Source organism: Microbacterium sp. K24 (genome assembly GCF_004794465.1).
In the GTDB taxonomy this organism is placed as follows: domain Bacteria; phylum Actinomycetota; class Actinomycetes; order Actinomycetales; family Microbacteriaceae; genus Microbacterium.
Map to the genome: position 1 here is coordinate 1 of NZ_SSDJ01000017.1, position 15,739 is coordinate 15,739.

Annotated in this window: 13 protein-coding genes; 3 read left to right on the forward strand and 10 right to left on the reverse strand. The window is 70.5% G+C overall.

Features of this window, described 5'->3' with window-relative positions; translation table 11 throughout:
- The 3 genes from DW306_RS00430 to DW306_RS00440 all read right to left on the reverse strand — a co-directional run.
- A partial coding sequence (locus DW306_RS00430; protein ID WP_205814058.1) for an acyl-CoA dehydrogenase family protein occupies window positions 1-1,156 on the reverse strand: 1,156 nt, incomplete at its 3' end.
- Between the two features lie 238 nt (window positions 1,157-1,394).
- Window positions 1,395-3,176 carry a glycoside hydrolase family 3 N-terminal domain-containing protein gene (locus DW306_RS00435; RefSeq protein ID WP_136053688.1) on the reverse strand — a complete coding sequence of 594 codons (1,782 nt, stop codon included), beginning with the start codon at window positions 3,174-3,176 and terminating at the stop codon, window positions 1,395-1,397.
- A complete protein-coding gene (locus DW306_RS00440) occupies window positions 3,173-4,471 on the reverse strand; it encodes an MFS transporter (protein ID WP_136053689.1) in 1,299 nt (432 codons plus the stop codon). The genes DW306_RS00435 and DW306_RS00440 overlap by 4 nt, the downstream gene beginning before the upstream one ends.
- Window positions 4,472-4,605: 134 nt before the next feature.
- On the opposite strand from DW306_RS00440, the gene DW306_RS00445 reads away from it, so the two are divergent.
- A complete protein-coding gene (locus DW306_RS00445) occupies window positions 4,606-5,880 on the forward strand; it encodes a TetR/AcrR family transcriptional regulator (protein ID WP_136053690.1) in 1,275 nt (424 codons plus the stop codon).
- A 12-nt stretch (window positions 5,881-5,892) separates the two neighbouring features.
- Here DW306_RS00445 and recQ read toward each other — a convergent pair whose 3' ends face one another.
- Window positions 5,893-7,920 (reverse strand): DNA helicase RecQ, encoded by a 2,028-nt coding sequence (gene recQ / locus DW306_RS00450; protein ID WP_136053691.1) that lies wholly within the window; start codon window positions 7,918-7,920, stop codon window positions 5,893-5,895.
- Between the two features lie 90 nt (window positions 7,921-8,010).
- Here recQ and DW306_RS00455 point away from each other — a divergent pair, with 90 nt between their 5' ends.
- Together DW306_RS00455 and DW306_RS00460 are read left to right on the forward strand one after the other, a co-directional pair.
- Window positions 8,011-8,322, forward strand: coding sequence for a GNAT family N-acetyltransferase (locus DW306_RS00455; protein WP_136053692.1), 312 nt, complete (start codon window positions 8,011-8,013; stop codon window positions 8,320-8,322).
- Window positions 8,319-9,236, forward strand: coding sequence for a pirin family protein (locus tag DW306_RS00460; RefSeq protein ID WP_136053693.1), 918 nt, complete (start codon window positions 8,319-8,321; stop codon window positions 9,234-9,236). The genes DW306_RS00455 and DW306_RS00460 overlap by 4 nt, the downstream gene beginning before the upstream one ends.
- Before the next feature lie 72 nt (window positions 9,237-9,308).
- Here the strand turns inward: DW306_RS00460 and DW306_RS00465 are convergent, their stop codons facing one another.
- From DW306_RS00465 to DW306_RS00490, 6 genes are read right to left on the reverse strand one after another with little or no spacing between them, the layout of a single operon-like run.
- A complete protein-coding gene (locus DW306_RS00465) occupies window positions 9,309-10,766 on the reverse strand; it encodes a cation acetate symporter (RefSeq protein WP_136053694.1) in 1,458 nt (485 codons plus the stop codon).
- The gene (locus DW306_RS00470) at window positions 10,763-11,137 is read right to left on the reverse strand and encodes a heavy metal transporter (RefSeq protein WP_136053695.1); all 375 of its coding nucleotides are present in this window, start codon (window positions 11,135-11,137) and stop codon (window positions 10,763-10,765) included. The genes DW306_RS00465 and DW306_RS00470 overlap by 4 nt, the downstream gene beginning before the upstream one ends.
- A complete protein-coding gene (locus tag DW306_RS00475; protein WP_136053696.1) occupies window positions 11,134-11,853 on the reverse strand; it encodes a LytTR family DNA-binding domain-containing protein in 720 nt (239 codons plus the stop codon). The genes DW306_RS00470 and DW306_RS00475 overlap by 4 nt, the downstream gene beginning before the upstream one ends.
- Window positions 11,850-13,043, reverse strand: coding sequence for a histidine kinase (locus DW306_RS00480; RefSeq protein WP_136053697.1), 1,194 nt, complete (start codon window positions 13,041-13,043; stop codon window positions 11,850-11,852). The genes DW306_RS00475 and DW306_RS00480 overlap by 4 nt, the downstream gene beginning before the upstream one ends.
- A 34-nt stretch (window positions 13,044-13,077) precedes the next feature.
- Window positions 13,078-13,320: a YbdD/YjiX family protein gene (locus tag DW306_RS00485; RefSeq protein ID WP_136053698.1), complete on the reverse strand. Its 243-nt coding sequence runs from the start codon at window positions 13,318-13,320 to the stop codon at window positions 13,078-13,080.
- Window positions 13,320-15,575 (reverse strand): carbon starvation CstA family protein, encoded by a 2,256-nt coding sequence (locus tag DW306_RS00490; protein ID WP_136053699.1) that lies wholly within the window; start codon window positions 15,573-15,575, stop codon window positions 13,320-13,322. The genes DW306_RS00485 and DW306_RS00490 overlap by 1 nt, the downstream gene beginning before the upstream one ends.
- Window positions 15,576-15,739: the final 164 nt, after the last annotated feature.

Consider the following 15,739-nt stretch of genomic DNA (forward strand, 5'->3'; position numbering starts at 1 on the left):
ACATGTCGCGCAGCAGCATCTCGTCGTCGCCGTGGCGTTCCCGAACCTCCACGAGGAACTCGTCGTGCGCGAAGATCTGCGCGTACGTCGTCGCGAGGCGCGGGAGCAGCCGACGCTGGTGCTTGCCGTAGTCGAGCAGCACGACCTCCTGCCCGTCGACGCCGTCGAACTGGCGGCGCTGGGTCGCGTAGGTGATCGCGATCTTCAGGGCGAGGGCAGACGCCCAGGATGCCGCGCCGTCGAGCGACACGCGTCCCTGCACCAGGGTGCCGAGCATCGTGAAGAACCGGCGGCCGGGGCTGTCGATCGCGCTCGAGTAGGTGCCGTCGGCGGCGACGTCGCCGTAGCGGTTGAGCAGGTTAGTGCGGGGGATGCGGACCTTGTCGAACGAGAGCCGGCCGTTGTCGATGCCGTTGAGGCCGCCCTTGAGCCCGTCGTCCTCGCGGCCGATGCCGGGGAGGTCGTTCCCGTCCTCACCGCGCAGCGGCACGTAGAAGCAGTGCACGCCATGGTTCACGCCGTTGGTGATGAGCTGCGCGAACACGGTTGCCGCGACACCGTGCAGGGCCGCGTTGCCGAGGTACTCCTTCGTCGCCGCGCGGAACGGCGTGTGGATGACGAACTCCTCGGTCGCGGGGTCGTAGGTCGCGGTCGTGCCGACGGCGGCGACATCGGAGCCGTGGCCGATCTCGGTCATCGCGAACGCGCCGGGGATCGACAGGTCCATCACACCGGGCAGCCACTTCTCGTGGTGCTCCGTGGTGCCGAGCTGCAGGATCGCCGATCCGAACAGCCCCCACTGCACGCCCGACTTGATCTGGAGGCTCGGGTCGGCGACCACGAGCTCCTCGAATCCGGCGATGTTCGCGCCGTTGTTCTCCTCGCCGCCGAGCGACTTCGGGAACGCGCGGTGCACGGCCTTGTTCTCGACCAGCAGATGCAGCTGGCTCAGCACGCGCTCCCGGTGCTCGTCCTTGCCGAGTTCGTCCTTGCGCCAGAACGCCGAGTCCTTGATCATCTCGCGGGCCTCGCGGCGGGTGTCGGCCCACGTGCCCAGCAGGGCGTCGTTGAGCGCGGTGACATCGATCTGCGGAGCTGTGACAGGCTCGATCGACACGTCAGGTGTCGTCGAAGGGCGGGTCGCGGCGTCGACCATGAGCATTCCTCCAAGGAGAAGTAGGGATGCCTCCATGGTAGGTCTGCGACAAACCCACGCGAACTCGCCTGTGCCTATCCTCCAACGGCATCCGGGGGCGTCTCGCCACCCGCTTGTCGCCAGCCGACAGGACGAGCACTATCGCGAGCCGAACCACCCCCTTCTGTGCGAGCCGCCCCTCTATGAACGGTCACAGAGGGGCGGTTCGTTCAGAGAGGGGCCGGTCGACGGGCGGTCGTCAGAGCGAGAGACCGTGCCCGAAGCGGAACAGCGGATCGGCCGTGTCGAACGGCACGTCAGGGCGCGAGGCCTCGACCGCCGCCATCGACCGCGGGAGGTCGAACGGGAGCCTGCCCCGTGCCGCCACCGCACCGCTCAGCACATCGAGCAGGGCGGCGCCCGAGGCTCCCCAGTTCACCGTGACCGCGGCTGCGGCATCCACGATCGGGGTGAGGATCGGCGGGCGGTCGGCGAGCACGTCGACGACCGTCGGCACGGCGGCGGCGATCTCGCGCACGTGCGCGACCACGTCGGCCGCGAAGTCGAGCGACCCCGCATGGAAGAAGTTCTCGAACATCGTCGCCCGCTCCTCGAACGGAGCCTGCAGGCGGATGACGGCGAGATCGGCCTCGGCCGGTGTCGCGACGACCTCGCCGAAGGATGCCGCGACCTCGGCGTCGATCCCCTCGATGTAGAGCATCACGCCGCGGGCGAAGGGCAGGGCGCCGTCGTTCGCGAGCACGGTGATCGACGCGCGCTGCGCATCCTCCCCCGCCGCACGGAACTCGGCACGCCCGACGATGTCGTCGGCCGCATCCTCATCCACGAACGGATTCTCGAACAGGCCCAGCTCGAACTTCTCGCGGAGGATCCGTCGCGCCGAGACGTCGATGCGCTCCTCGGTGACCTCGCCGTCGGCGATCAGCGCGAGCAGCAGCTCGGGGTTCGCCTCGCCGCCGAACTGGTCGGCGCCGGCATCCAGCACCTTCTTCATCCGCTCGCGGGGCGTGAGGTCTTCGACGCCCCAGGCACGCGCCGGGAACGGCTGGCCGAAGATCTCGGAGTCGCTGATCAGACCCCAGTCGGTGCAGACGAGTCCGTCGAATCCGAAGCGCTCGCGCAGCAGCCCGGTGATCACGGACTTGTTGAACCCGAAGCCGACCTCTTCGTACTCGGTGCCGACCGGCATGCCGTAGTACGGCATCATCTGGCGGGTGCCGGCGGCCAGCGCGTCTTCGAAGGGCTTGAGGTGCAGCTCGAACCCGCCACCCGGATAGACCTGCTCGCGGCCGTAGGGGAAGTGCGGGTCCTCGCCGTCCTTCTGGGGTCCGCCGCCGGGGAAGTGCTTCGTCATCGTCGAGACGGATCCGGGGCCGAACGACTCCCCCTGGAAACCGCGGATGTACGCCGCGCCGAGCCGGCCGGACAGCTCGGCATCCTCACCGAACGTCGCGGTCTGCCGCGCCCAGCGCGGCTCGGTCGCGAGGTCGACCTGCGGATGCAGCGCCACGCGCAGGCCGACCGCCGTGTACTCCTGTCGGGCGATGTCGGCGAAGCGCTCGACCAGGGCCTCGTCCCGGGTCGCGGCGAGACCGAGGGTCTCGGGCCACTGCGAGAACGGGCCGGCGAGGATCGACGCCCCCGGGTTCTCGCTGAACGAGTGGCGCGGGTCGGTCGACAGCGTCACGGGGATGCCGAGGCGGGTGGATGCCGCGAGCCGCTGCAGCGCGTTCTGCCAGGCCGCGATCTCCCGGCCGGTGGGCGCGGCGCCGAGCAGGTTGAAGTGCGTCATCTGCTTGGTCTCGAGGAACTCTCGCGCCGACGGCGTCGCGAAGACGGGGTTCGGCTCCTCGAGGTCGCCGATCGCGATCATCGTGTGGAAGAACAGTCCGGCCTTCTCCTCGATCGTCATCTCATCGAGGAGGAGCTGCACCCGCTCGTCGACCGGCAGGCCGGCGTCGAGCCAGGGGCGGGTCGTGGTGCCGGTGGCGTCGGTGGTCGTGGTGTCGGAGATGGTCATCGGACTCCCTTGATGCGGTAGACGAGAACGGCGCCGGCGAGCGCGACGAGCGCGCCGAACAGGTACCAGGTGGTGTAGCCGCCGAGCGGCGTGGCCGCACCCAGCGCGATGATGCCGGGGGCGATCGCGGGGGCGATCGACTGCGGCAGGGCGTTGGCGATGTTGAGCACGCCGAGGTCCTTCGCGACGTCGTCAGGGTTGGGCAGCACCTCGGTGGCGAGCGCGAGATCGACGGAGAGGAACGACCCCGCGCCGAGGCCGATGATCGACTGGGCGATGATGACGGTCGTGATGTCCGGAGCGACGGCGAGGATCACCAGGCCCACGACCATGATCACGCCGGCGATCGCGACGAACGGGCGGCGCTTGCCGATCTTGTCCGAGAGGAATCCGCCGAGCGGCGAGGAGATCGCCATCGCCGCCATCGAGGCGAGGTTGGCGGCCAGGATGACGCCCACGGCGCCCTGCTCGTCGAGGCCGAACTTGGTCACCAGGTACAGCGGCAGGAAGGTCGCGATGCCGGCGTAGCCGAACATGACGAAGAACTTGGTGAGCCAGGTCCAGCCGAAGTCGGGGTGCTTGCGCGGGTTGAACACGAACGAGCCGAAGAAGGTGCCGACCGTGAAACGATCGGCCGGCTTCTGGGCGAGACGGCGGTCCTTGAGGATCAGCACGAAGATGATCACGAGCACGAGGGCGATCACGCCGGGCACGACGAAGCGTTCGAAGTCACCCGGCAGGAAGTTCACCAGGAAGCTGCCGGCGAGGATGCCGATGGGTGTGGTGATGCCGATGATTCCGGAGACCTTGCCGCGGCTGGACACGGGGACCTGATCGGGCAGGGTGGCGTTCGCGGCAGCGAGCACCGCGTTCATCGAGGCCTGCACGAGGCACCAGGCGAGCAGCACGGTCAGCACCGAGGTCGCGACGCCGATCAGGGTGAAGCCGCCAAGGCCGACGATCGCCCCGCCGAGGATCCAGGGGCGGCGCATGCCCCATCGCGACGTCGTGCGGTCGGAGAGTCGGCCCACGAGCGGGTTCGCGACGAGCGCGAAGGCCGCGCCGACGCCCATGACGAGACCGAGGCTGCCCTCGGTGTTCACGGGATCGATGTGCTGGATCTTGAAGGCCATCGACACCATCACCGGGGTGAGGAGCGCGAGGTAGACGCCGAAGTTCACGGCGGCGAGGCCGGGCGTGTAGCCGCGCGGTGTCTTCGCCGGGGTCGTGCCGGGTGTCTTGATGCCGGTGGTCCCGACCGCAGCGGCGTTCGCGGCGGATGACAGCTCTGTCATGACAATCCTTTCGATGCGCCGCACGTCTTCGGGCGAGGCGGCTCTTCGAGGAGAATACACGAAACTCGACCGATTGGTAAGTGAATGCCGACCGATTGGTAATAAGAGAGGATGGGAAGAGGAGGGAGAAGGCGATGACGACGATGACGCCCCAGGGCTCGCGGCACACCCGCGCGGCAGCGACGCGCCAGCGGATCGTCTCCGCGGCGCGCGAGCTGTTCGTCGGCAACGGGTACCGCTCGACGTCGCTGCGCGACATCGCGGCCGCGGCATCCGTCAGCCATCCCGGGCTGCTCGGGCACTTCCCCTCGAAGGATGCGCTGCTCGCCGAGGTCGTCGGAGAGTTCGAGGCCGAGAACGAGGCCGTGTTCGCCGACATCTCCGCGGCATCCGAACCCGGCGACCTCGTCTTCGCCCGGCTCGCCGAGCGGAACGCCCGCACCCCGGGCTACCTGGAGCTGTTCGCCGCGCTCACCGGCGAGGCGTCGTCACCCGGCCACCCCGCTCACGACCGCATGCAGGCGCGGTACGCGAGGCTGCGCAACCTCAGCCACGATGCGCTGGCCGACGCCCAGTACCACGGCACCATCGACCCCGAGCGCGATGTCGACGGCGAGATCACGCGCCACACCGCAGGCTGGGACGGCCTGCAGCTGCTCGCTCAGTACCTGCCGGAGCAGGTCGACGTGGTCGAGATGCTCGAGGAGCGCGAGGCGCAGTGGGTCCTGCCCACCGGCTGGCGCGATCCGGACGACCCCGAACCCGCGCCCGAGCCGTCCGGGCCGCTGCCCGCGCCGTTCGGCGGCGGCACGGTCGACGTCGATCCCGGCTACGCGGTCGGGCGCCGGCGGCGCACCCAGATCGTCGCCGATGCCATGCGGCTCTTCTCGCGCGACGGCTACGGCGACACGAGCCTGCGCGACATCGCCGATGCGGTCGGCGTCTCGAAGTCGACGCTGCTGCATCACTACGCGTCGAAGGAACTGCTGCTCAGCGCCGTGCTCGCCGAACGCGACCGCGCCATCCGCGATCGCGGCGAGGTGCTGACCTCGGATCGCGCCGGAACACTGCTGCGCGGCATCGCCGACGGCGCGCGGGTGAACGCCCAGCACGAACCCGGCCTGATCGAGGTGTACGCCGTGCTCTCGTGCGAGGCCGTGCCGGCGACGCACCCCGCCCACGACTACTTCGCCGAGCGCTTCACGAGCGCGATCGCCTACTTCACCGAGCTGTTCCGGCTGGCGCAGGTCGACGGAGACCTTCCGTCGCACCGCGACCCCGAGCGCGAAGCGATCTGGCTGATCGCGATGTGGGACGGGCTGCAGTACCAGTGGCTCTACGACCGTGAGGCCGTCGACGTCGCCGCGCATCTCCGCGCGCACATCGACGACGTGCTGCCCGCGGTCTGAGCGACCCGCCGGTCAGGCCGCGGCGATGACGGCGAGCACGCCCTCGCCGTAGGCCTCGCGCTTCTTGGCGCCGATCCCGGTGATGCCGTCGAGGTCGCCGAGCGACGCCGGGCGATGCTCGGCCAGGGCGCGCAGCGTCGCGTCGCCGAACACGATGTAGGCGGGCACGCCCTGCTCGCGCGCGGTCTCGGCCCGCCAGGCGCGCAGCGCCTCGAAGAGCCCGCGGTCGCCGGCATCCAGGGCATCCGCCGCACTCGCCTTGCGGGCGCGAGACGACGATGCCGGCCGCCCGATCGTGTCCTTGCGGAGCGGCACGGGCGTCTCGCCGCGCAGCACGGCGGCCGCCGCCTCACCGGGCGCGAGAGTGCCGTAGTCGCCCTGGGCGACGAGGATGCCGCGGGCGAGCAGCTGCCGCACGACGCTGCGCCAGTCCTGATCGGAGAGGTCGGCGCCGATGCCGTAGGTCGCGAGCTTGTCGTGCCCCTGCTGACGGATGCGCTCGGTCGAGGCGCCGCGGAGGATGTCGACGAGGTGCCCGGCGCCGAACGACTGGTTGCGCTCGCGCTTCAGCCGCACGATCGTCGAGAGCAGCTTCTGCGCGGGGACGAGGCCGTCGAAGGTCTCGGTGTCATCGAGGCACGTGTCGCAGTTGCCGCAGGGCTGCGACTCCTGGCCGAAGTACCCGAGGAGGTTCTGCCGGCGGCACTCCACGGTCTCGCACAGGGCGAGCATCGCGTCGAGGTGCTGCCCGAGCCGCATCTTGAAGGTGCGGTCGCCAGGGCTCTGGTCGATCATGCGGCGCTGCTGCACGACGTCGCCGAGGCCGTAGGCCATCCACGCGACCGACGGCTCTCCGTCACGGCCGGCGCGGCCGGTCTCCTGGTAGTAGCCCTCGACGGATTTCGGCAGGTCGATGTGGGCGACGAAGCGCACGTCGGGTTTGTCGATGCCCATGCCGAACGCGATGGTGGCGACCATGACCACGCCGTCTTCGCGGAGGAAGCGGGCCTGGTTCGCGGCGCGCACCTCGGCCGGGAGACCGGCGTGGTACGGCAGGGCGTCGAACCCCTGGGCCGCGAGATACGTGGCCGTCTGCTCGACCGACTTGCGGCTGAGCGCGTAGACGATGCCGGCCGCGCCCTCGGTCTGAGAGCGGATGAACGAGACGAGCTGCTTGCGCGGGTCGACCTTCGGCACGATGCGGTACTGGATGTTCGGGCGGTCGAAGCTCGCCACGAAGTGCTCCGCGCCGTCGAGGTGCAGCCGCTCGGTGATCTCCTTGTGGGTCGCCGCGGTCGCCGTCGCGGTGAGCGCCATGCGCGGCACACCGGGGAACCGCTCGCCGAGGTCGCCCAGCGCGAGGTAGTCGGGGCGGAAGTCGTGCCCCCACTGCGACACGCAGTGGGCCTCGTCGATCGCGATGACGCTGAGCGTGCCGCGCTGCAGGAGGGCCGTGGTCTGCGCGCTGGACAGGCGCTCGGGGGCGACGTAGATGAGGTCGAGCTCGCCCGCGACATACGCCCGCTCGACCTCGCGCCGTTCGTCGATGGCCTGGGTCGAGTTCAGGTACGCGGCCTTGACGCCGTTGGCGCGCAGCGCGTCGACCTGATCGTGCATGAGGGCGATGAGCGGACTGATGACGAGACCCGTGCCCTCGCGCACGAGCGCCGGCACCTGGTACGTGATGCTCTTGCCGCCACCGGTGGGCATCAGCACGACGGCGTCGCCGCCCGCGATCACCTGATCGACGATGGCCGCTTGGTCGCCGCGGAACTCGTCGTAGCCGAAGACCGTGTGCAGCGCTTCGCGCGCGGTCGGGTACCTGCTCGGCGTGGCCTTGCGGACGGCCGGGGCGGACGGGACGGATGCCGGGGCGACCTTCGTGACGGGCCCGGGCCCCCAGTCCAGCGGCGGCTCGAAGCCCGCGCCCTGGGGCTCCCAGTCCATCGGCTCGGGCGGCGCGGACGACTCCCAGCCGTCGTCGTAGGGCTCGTCGGCGTACGGCAGATCCGCATACGGGTCACGGGGAGTCTGCGGCATCCCTCCAGCGTAACGACCCCCGCGGACGTCAGGCGGTGCCTCTCCACAGATCCGGGCGTAGGTTGGATGCAGACGCATGAAGGAGACCCGATGACCGACATCACCGTCACCCGCGACGACGAGGAGTCGCGCTACGAGATCCGCTCCGGCGGGGTGCTCGCGGGCTTCGCCGCCTTCGATCTGCGCCCCGGTTCCATCCGCTTCCTCCATACGGAGATCGACGACGAGTTCCAGGGTCAGGGTCTGGCGGGCAAGCTGGCCTCGGCGGCGCTGACGGATGCCGCGGGTCGCGGCGAGGCGATCGTGCCGCTGTGCCCCTACATCGCGAAGTACCTCGAGACGCACGAGATCCCGGGCGCGGAGATCCGCTGGCCGCGCCCCCGGACGGCCGAGTCCGAATGATCGGGCAGCGCCGCATCGTCCTGGAGCCCCGCGAGGTTCCGCTCGGCGGGGTGCGCGGGATGAACGTGCTGCGCGCGCTTCCGCACCGCAACCTGCCGACGATCGGCGCCTGGTGCTTCCTCGACCGGTTCGGCCCCGCCGACACGAAGATGCGGGTGGAACCGCACCCGCACATCGGCCTGCAGACCGTGACCTGGCCGCTCGTCGGCGAGATCCGGCACCGCGACTCCCTCGGCAGCGACGCCGACCTGCGCCGCGGCCAGCTGAACCTGATGACGGCCGGGAACGGCATCTCGCACTCGGAGTACTCGATCGGCGACGGCCCGATCCCCCTCGACGCCCTGCAGCTCTGGGTGGTGCTGCCCGAGTCGACCCGTCACGGAGCTGCCGGATTCGAGCGGCACACCGAGCTGCCGGGCGTGACCGTCACAGCCGAGGAGGGATCGGATGCCGCGGCGACGGTCGTGCTCGGCGAGTTCGCGGGCGTCGTCTCGCCGGCGACGGTGCACACCCCGATCGTCGGCGCCGAGATCGTGCTCGCCCCCGGCTCCCGCGTGCGGCTGCCGCTGCAGCCGGAGTGGGAGCACGCGCTCATGCTCGTCGAGGGCGACGCGGTCGTGTCGGAGCATCCGATGGAGCGCAACGAGCTGCTGTACCTGGGCGACTCCCGCGGTGACGTCGAGGTGTCGTCGACCGAGGGCGCGCTGCTGTTCCTGCTCGGGGGCGAGCCGTTCGAGGACGACATCGTGATGTGGTGGAACTTCGCCGGCCGCGAGCACGACGAGATCGTCGCCGCCCGCGAGGAGTGGGAGGCGGCATCCGCTCGTTTCGGAACAGTCGAGGGTCACGACGTGCGCATCCCCGCCCCTCCGCTGCCCGATGTACGGCTGATGCCGCGCGGGCGCAAGATCTGAGTTTCGAATCGCGCGAATGGTCTCTTTCGGGGCGGTTTTGCGACCAGTTGCGCGATTCGAACGGCAACACCGTCAGCCGCGTTCCGGCGTGTGCACCCGCGCGAGGAAGCGCGCGGTCCGCGGGGACGGTCCGCGCGGGTCCAGGACCGAGACCACGACGGTGACGGCGGCGGCGAGCGGGATGGTCCAGGCGGCAGGCTGCGCGAGGTAGGGCGCCGCGACTCCGACCCCGCCGATGACGGCGTGCACGAGCAGGGCGAGACCGGCCGCGAGGCCGCCCGACAGCATCCCGGCCACCGCACCCCGCGCGGTGAGCCGTCGCCACCACACGCCCAGCAGCACCACCGGCGACAGCGTCGACGCGGCCACGACGAACACGACGCCGACGCTCGAGCCGAGTCCGGCGGGAGCCGTGAGCAGCGCGATCCCGAGCGGTACGAGCGCGCACAGCACCGCCGACAGCCGGAACGAGCGCACCGAGCCGGAGAACACGTCCTGACTGATGACCCCGGCGAGCGAGACGACGAGCCCGGCCGAGGTCGCCAGGAACGCAGCGAAGGCCCCCGCCACGATGAGCGCCGTGAGCAGTTCGCCGAAGACGCCGGGGAAGACGCGGGAGGGCAACTGCAGCACGACCGTGTCGGCGATGCCGGGCTCCGCGAGATCGGGTGCGGCGATGCGCGCCAGCAGGCCCATCGTGCTGGACACCGCGTAGAAGGCGCTGACCATGACGATCACGATCACCGTCGTACGGCGGGCCGAGACGCCGGTCGGGCTCGTGTAGAACCGCACCAGCACGTGCGGCAGACCCATGGTCCCCAGCAGCAGCGCCAGCAGGAGGGAGGCCGTCTCGTACGCGTCGAACCCCGACGGCCCGGCCTCGGCGGGGAACACGAGGGCCGGGTCGAAGTCATGCGGTCCGCCGCTCAGCGCGAAGGCGATGCACACCACCGGCACGAGGAGCGCGGTGAGCTTGAGCCAGTACTGGAACGCCTGCACGTAGGTGATCGCGCGCATGCCGCCCGCGGCCACCGCCGCCGCGACCAGCACGGCGACCGTCACGGCGCCGACCCACTCCGGCACGCCGGCCACGACCAGCAGGGTGATCCCGGCGCCGTGCAGCTGCGGCACGATGTACAGCCAGCCGATGATCAGCACCGCGATGCTGGTGACCCGGCGGGCAGCGACCGATTCGAGGCGCGCCTCGATGAAGTCGGGGATCGTGTACGCACCGCTCCGCCGCAGGGGCGCCGCGACGAAGGCGAGCACCAGCAGGTACCCCGCCGCATAGCCGATCGGGAACCAGAACCCGCGGGCGCCGTCGAGCAGCACGAGGCCGGACAGCCCGAGGAACGTGCCGGCCGAGAGGTACTCGCCGCTGATCGCCGAGGCGTTCCAGACCGGGCGCACCGTGCGCGAGGCGACGAAGAAGTCGCCCGTGGTGCGGGAGATCCGCAGCCCGTACACGCCGATGAGCAGCGTCGCCACGATCACGAGCGCGACGCCGACGAGGTCCATGACGGCGTTCACTCGCGGTCCCGGAGCGCCCGATAGCGCCGTTCGTTGCGGGCGGCCGTGCGCACGTAGAGCACCGCGAAGACGAGGATGACCGGGTAGAAGGCGTACGCCTGCAGCAGCCACGACAGCGGCAGCCCCCACACCAGCACCCGGCCGATCTCGGGGATCAGCGCGATCGTCAGCGTGAGGGCGACGACCACGAGCACGAAGCCCGCGACCGTGCCGAGAGCGAGGCGCAGCTGGCTGCGCATGAGGGCTCGCGCGTAGACGGCATCCGCCTCGTCCACCGGCGCCCCGGGCAGCGCGATTCCTCGGGTGTAGGTCGGCGGCCGCCGCGGCGGGGCATCCGCCGTCACCCGCACGCGCTTCGGCGCCTCGCTCATGCGATGCCCTCGCCGCGCACGAGCGCCTCGCGCACCGCCGGCACCAGGCGTCGGCTGACCGGCAGCGACAGCTCGCCGATCGAGACCGACGGTTCCGCTCCCGACAGACGCGCCTCGGTCACGGCGGCCGCGCGCACGAGCGAGGAGCGATGGATGCGGAGGAAGCCGGCATCCGCCCACCGCGTCTCGAGCTCCGAGATCGGGATGCGCACGAGGTGCCCTGCGCCGTCGCCGGTGTGCAGGCGCGAGTAGTCGCCCTGCGCCTGCACCCAGCGCACGTCGCTGCGGCGCACGAACCGCACGGCCGACCCGACCGTGACGGGCAGCATCTCGTCGTCGCCGGGTTTCGCCGCATCGCCGAGCTCGACCACGCGGTCGATCGCCTGCCGCAGCCGCTCGGTGCGGACCGGCTTGAGCAGATAGTCGGCCGCGCGCAGCTCGAAGGCCTCGACGGCACGGGCGTCGTCGGCCGTCACGAACACCACGGCCGGGGGTTCGGCGAGCGCGAGCAGCGCGCGGGCGAGGTCGGTGCCGGTCAGGCCCGGCATGTGGATGTCGAGGAAGGCGATCTGCACCACGCGCTCCGACAACTGCCGGAGGGCGTCCGCCCCGCTCTCGGCCGTGAGGATCTCGCCGATGCGGTCGTCGGTGCGCAGCAGATGGACGAGTTCCTCACGGGCCGGCCTCTCGTCGTCGGCGACGAGGACGTCGATCATGACGTCACCGGCTCGTGCAGCGGGTCATGCAGCGGCTGGGATTTCGGCACCCGCATGCGCACCAGAGTGCCGGCGCCGGTGTTGGTCTCGACGACCAGCCCGCCCTCGGCTCCGTAGAGCTGCCGGAGACGCGTGTCGACGTTGCGGAGCCCCACGTGCACGCCGTCGTCGCCGGCGGTGAGGGTGGCGCGCAGGCCTTCCGGATCCATGCCCACGCCGTCGTCCTCCACGGCGATCTCCGTGTGCGTGCCGTCGTCGCGGGAGACGATGCGGATCTCCCCGCCGCCCTCCCCCGGCTCGAGCCCGTGCCGCACGGCGTTCTCGACCAGCGGCTGCACCGACAGGAACGGGATGACCGTGGCGAGGGTCTCCGGAGCGATCTGCAGGGTGACGCGCAGCCGATCGCCGAAGCGCGCGCGCTCGAGCTCGAGGTAGGAGTGGATGCTGCCGAGCTCCTCGGCGAGCGTCGTGAACTCCCCCTGCCGTCGGAAGGAGTATCGCGTGAAGTCGGCGAACTCGAGCACCAGCTCGCGCGCCCGCGCAGGGTCGGAGAGGATGAACGACGCGATGGCGGTGAGCGCGTTGTAGATGAAGTGCGGCGAGATCTGGGCGCGCAGCGATCGCAGCTCGGCCTCGGCGAGCTGGGTGCGCGAGGCGTCGAGGCCGCCGAGCTCGACCTGCGCGGCGCACCAGTCGGCGACCTCCTCCGCCGCGCGCACGAGGGCCGCTCGCGCCGGCGCCGCGAATGCCACGACCACGCCGACGACCCGGCCGTCGACGACGATCGGCGCACCCACCGCTTCGAGGTCGTCATCGGGACCGGGCGCGGGGAAGACCTGCCGCCGACGGGAATCCGTCACCTGCGCGGCGATGCGCACGGCCGCCGACTCGAGACCGTCGGACGGCCCGTCGAACGACACGGTGCCGTCGGCGCTCACGATCGCCACCGCCGCGCTGCCGAGCAGCACGCGCAGGTGGCGGGCGGCCTTGACGACGTCGGGTGCGGCGAGCCCTGCGCGCAGGTGCGGTGCCGCGAGACTCGCCTGATGCAGCGCCCGCAGTGCGCCCTGTTCCGCGTCGCTGCCGAGGTCGGTGGCCCCGCGCGCGAGGCGGCGCGCCAGCAGCAGGAGGATCGTCAGGACCGCACCGCCGAGCACGCCCAGCACGGCAGCGAGAACGACGTCGGTCATGCGTTCAGCATAAAGAGGTCGGCAGCACCGGGTCTCAACAGCACCGGGCACCGGGGTTGCGGTCCTGGTCGTCCATCTTCTGCCGCCAGAACTGCCGCTCCGTCATCGGATCCTCGCCCGGGTGCGCACGACGGTGATGGGCGACGTACGTCGCGTACGCCGTGTCGCCCATCAGCGTCGTCATGTACCAGCGGATCCCGCGGCCCACCCGCCCCGCCGCACGTGCGAGCGTGCGCAAGGGGTGGGTGGTCGCGGCATCCGCCCGTGATCCGCTCATCAGTGGCTCGACGCCTTGCGGTCGTCGGCGAGGATCGGCTCCCACTGCTTCTCGAGCTCGCGCTCGGCGGAGTTCGGCAGGAACCCGGCCGGGGCGAAGCGCCGAGAGGCGACCGGGGCCTCTTCGGTGTTCTCGCCGCCGCCGTTGCGGATCGCCGTGATGGTCGCGATGACGGCCGTGACCATCACGATGATCGCGAGGGTGACGAAGATGATCGACAGCGTGCCCTGCACGGCGGTGTTGCGGATGACGGCGTCGAGCACCTCCGGCGCTCCGAGCGAGTCGTCGCCGCTGTTCTTCGCGTCGAGGTACTTGAAGTGATTCGCCCAGTACCCGATCGCCGGGACCGGCGAGAGGATCTTGTACAGCGAGGCCGTGATCGTGACGACCGCGGTGAACGCGAGCGGCAGCCCGATGATCCACAGCCACCTGAAGTAGCTGCGCCCGCGCTTGGCCACGATCGCCAGCACCACGGCGAGCGCGATCGCCGCGAGCAGCTGGTTCGCGATGCCGAACAGCGGGAAGAAGGTGTTGATGCCGCCGAGCGGGTCGGTGACGCCGAGGATGAGGATCGCTCCCCAGCCCGCCACCATGATCGCGGTGCAGATCCAGACGCCGGGACGCCAGGAGACGTCACGGAACTTCGGGAACCAGGCGCCGATCGAGTCCTGCAGCATGAAGCGGGCGACGCGGGTTCCGGCATCCACCGCGGTGAGGATGAACAGCGCCTCGAACATGATCGCGAAGTGGTACCAGAACGCCATGAGCGCCTGCCCGCCGAGGGCCTGCTGCATGATGTGCGCGAGGCCGAGCGCGAGCGTCGGGGCGCCGCCGGTGCGCGACACGATCGACTCCTCGCCGACCGCCTGGGCCGTGCCGGTGAGCATCTCGGGCGTGAGGTTCACCCCCGTCAGCCCCAGCGAGTTCACGAAGGCGACGGCCCCTTCGACCGTGCCTCCGGTCGCCGCGGTCGGCGCGTTCATCGCGAAGTAGATGCCCTGGTCGATCGAGATCGCGGCGACGAGCGCCATGATCGCGACGAACGACTCCATGAGCATGCCGCCGTAGCCGATGAAGCGGGTCTGACGCTCCTTCTCGATGAGCTTCGGGGTGGTGCCCGAGGCGATCAGGGCATGGAACCCCGACAACGCCCCGCAGGCGATCGTCACGAACAGGAAGGGGAAGAGCGGACCGGCGAACACCGGACCCATGCCGTTCTCGCCGAAGATGCTGATCGCGGGGACCGTGATCTCGGGACGCACCAGGATGATCGCACCGGCGAGCATCACGATGACGCCGATCTTCATGAAGGTCGACAGGTAGTCGCGCGGGGCGAGCAGCAGCCAGACCGGCAGCACCGCGGCGATGAAGCCGTAGATGATGATGCCCCACGCGATCGTGGTGCGGTCGAGGTGGAAGATCGCCTGACCCCACTCGGTGGCCGCGACCTGACCGCCGCCGATGATCGCGGCCATGAGCAGCACGAAGCCGATGATCGAGACCTCGGTCACCTTGCCGGGGCGGATGAAGCGCAGGTAGACGCCCATGAAGATCGCGATCGGGATGGTCATCGCGACCGAGAAGACGCCCCACGGGCTCTCCCCGAGCGCGTTGACGACGACGAGGGCGAGGATCGCGACGATGATCAGCATGATCAGCAGCGAGGCGATGATCGCGGCGGTGCCGCCGATACGACCGAGTTCCTGGCGGGCCATCTGTCCGATCGTGCGGCCGCCGCGGCGCATCGAGAAGAAGAGCACCGTGTAGTCCTGCACCGCTCCGGCGAGCACGACGCCGACGATGATCCAGATCGTGCCGGGGAGGTAGCCCATCTGCGCGGCGAGCACAGGTCCGACGAGGGGACCCGCGCCGGCGATGGCGGCGAAGTGGTGCCCGTAGAGCACACGGCGGTCGGTGGGGACGAAGTCCTTGCCGTCCTGCTTGACCTCGGCCGGGGTGGCGCGGCGGTCGTCGGGGCGGGTGATGTACTTCTCGATCACCTTCGAGTAGAAGCGGTAGCCGATCAGATACGTGCAGACCGCGGCGAACACGAACCAGATCGCGTTGACGGTCTCGCCGCGGACGATCGCGAGCATCGTCCAGGCCACGGCCCCCAGGAGGGCGATGGCCGCCCAGAGGATGATCTTCGGCAGGGTCCAGCGGTTGGACTTCTCGTGATGCTCGTCGCTGAGGGCGACGGGAGGAAGCTTCGGGTCGGTGACGATGTCGGGTGCGGTGCTGCCCGGTGCGGTCATGGGGGTCTCCTCGGGATACGCGACGTTGCGTTCCCCCACGCTAGGAAGACGTCGACGCCCGAGGAGGGGCATGAAGCGGATGCTGCGACGAGCGGCGCCGATCGCGCGATGAACGGGGCCACGACGACGCTCGGAGGGCTGCGTGCGGCCTTCGCCGAGGGCGG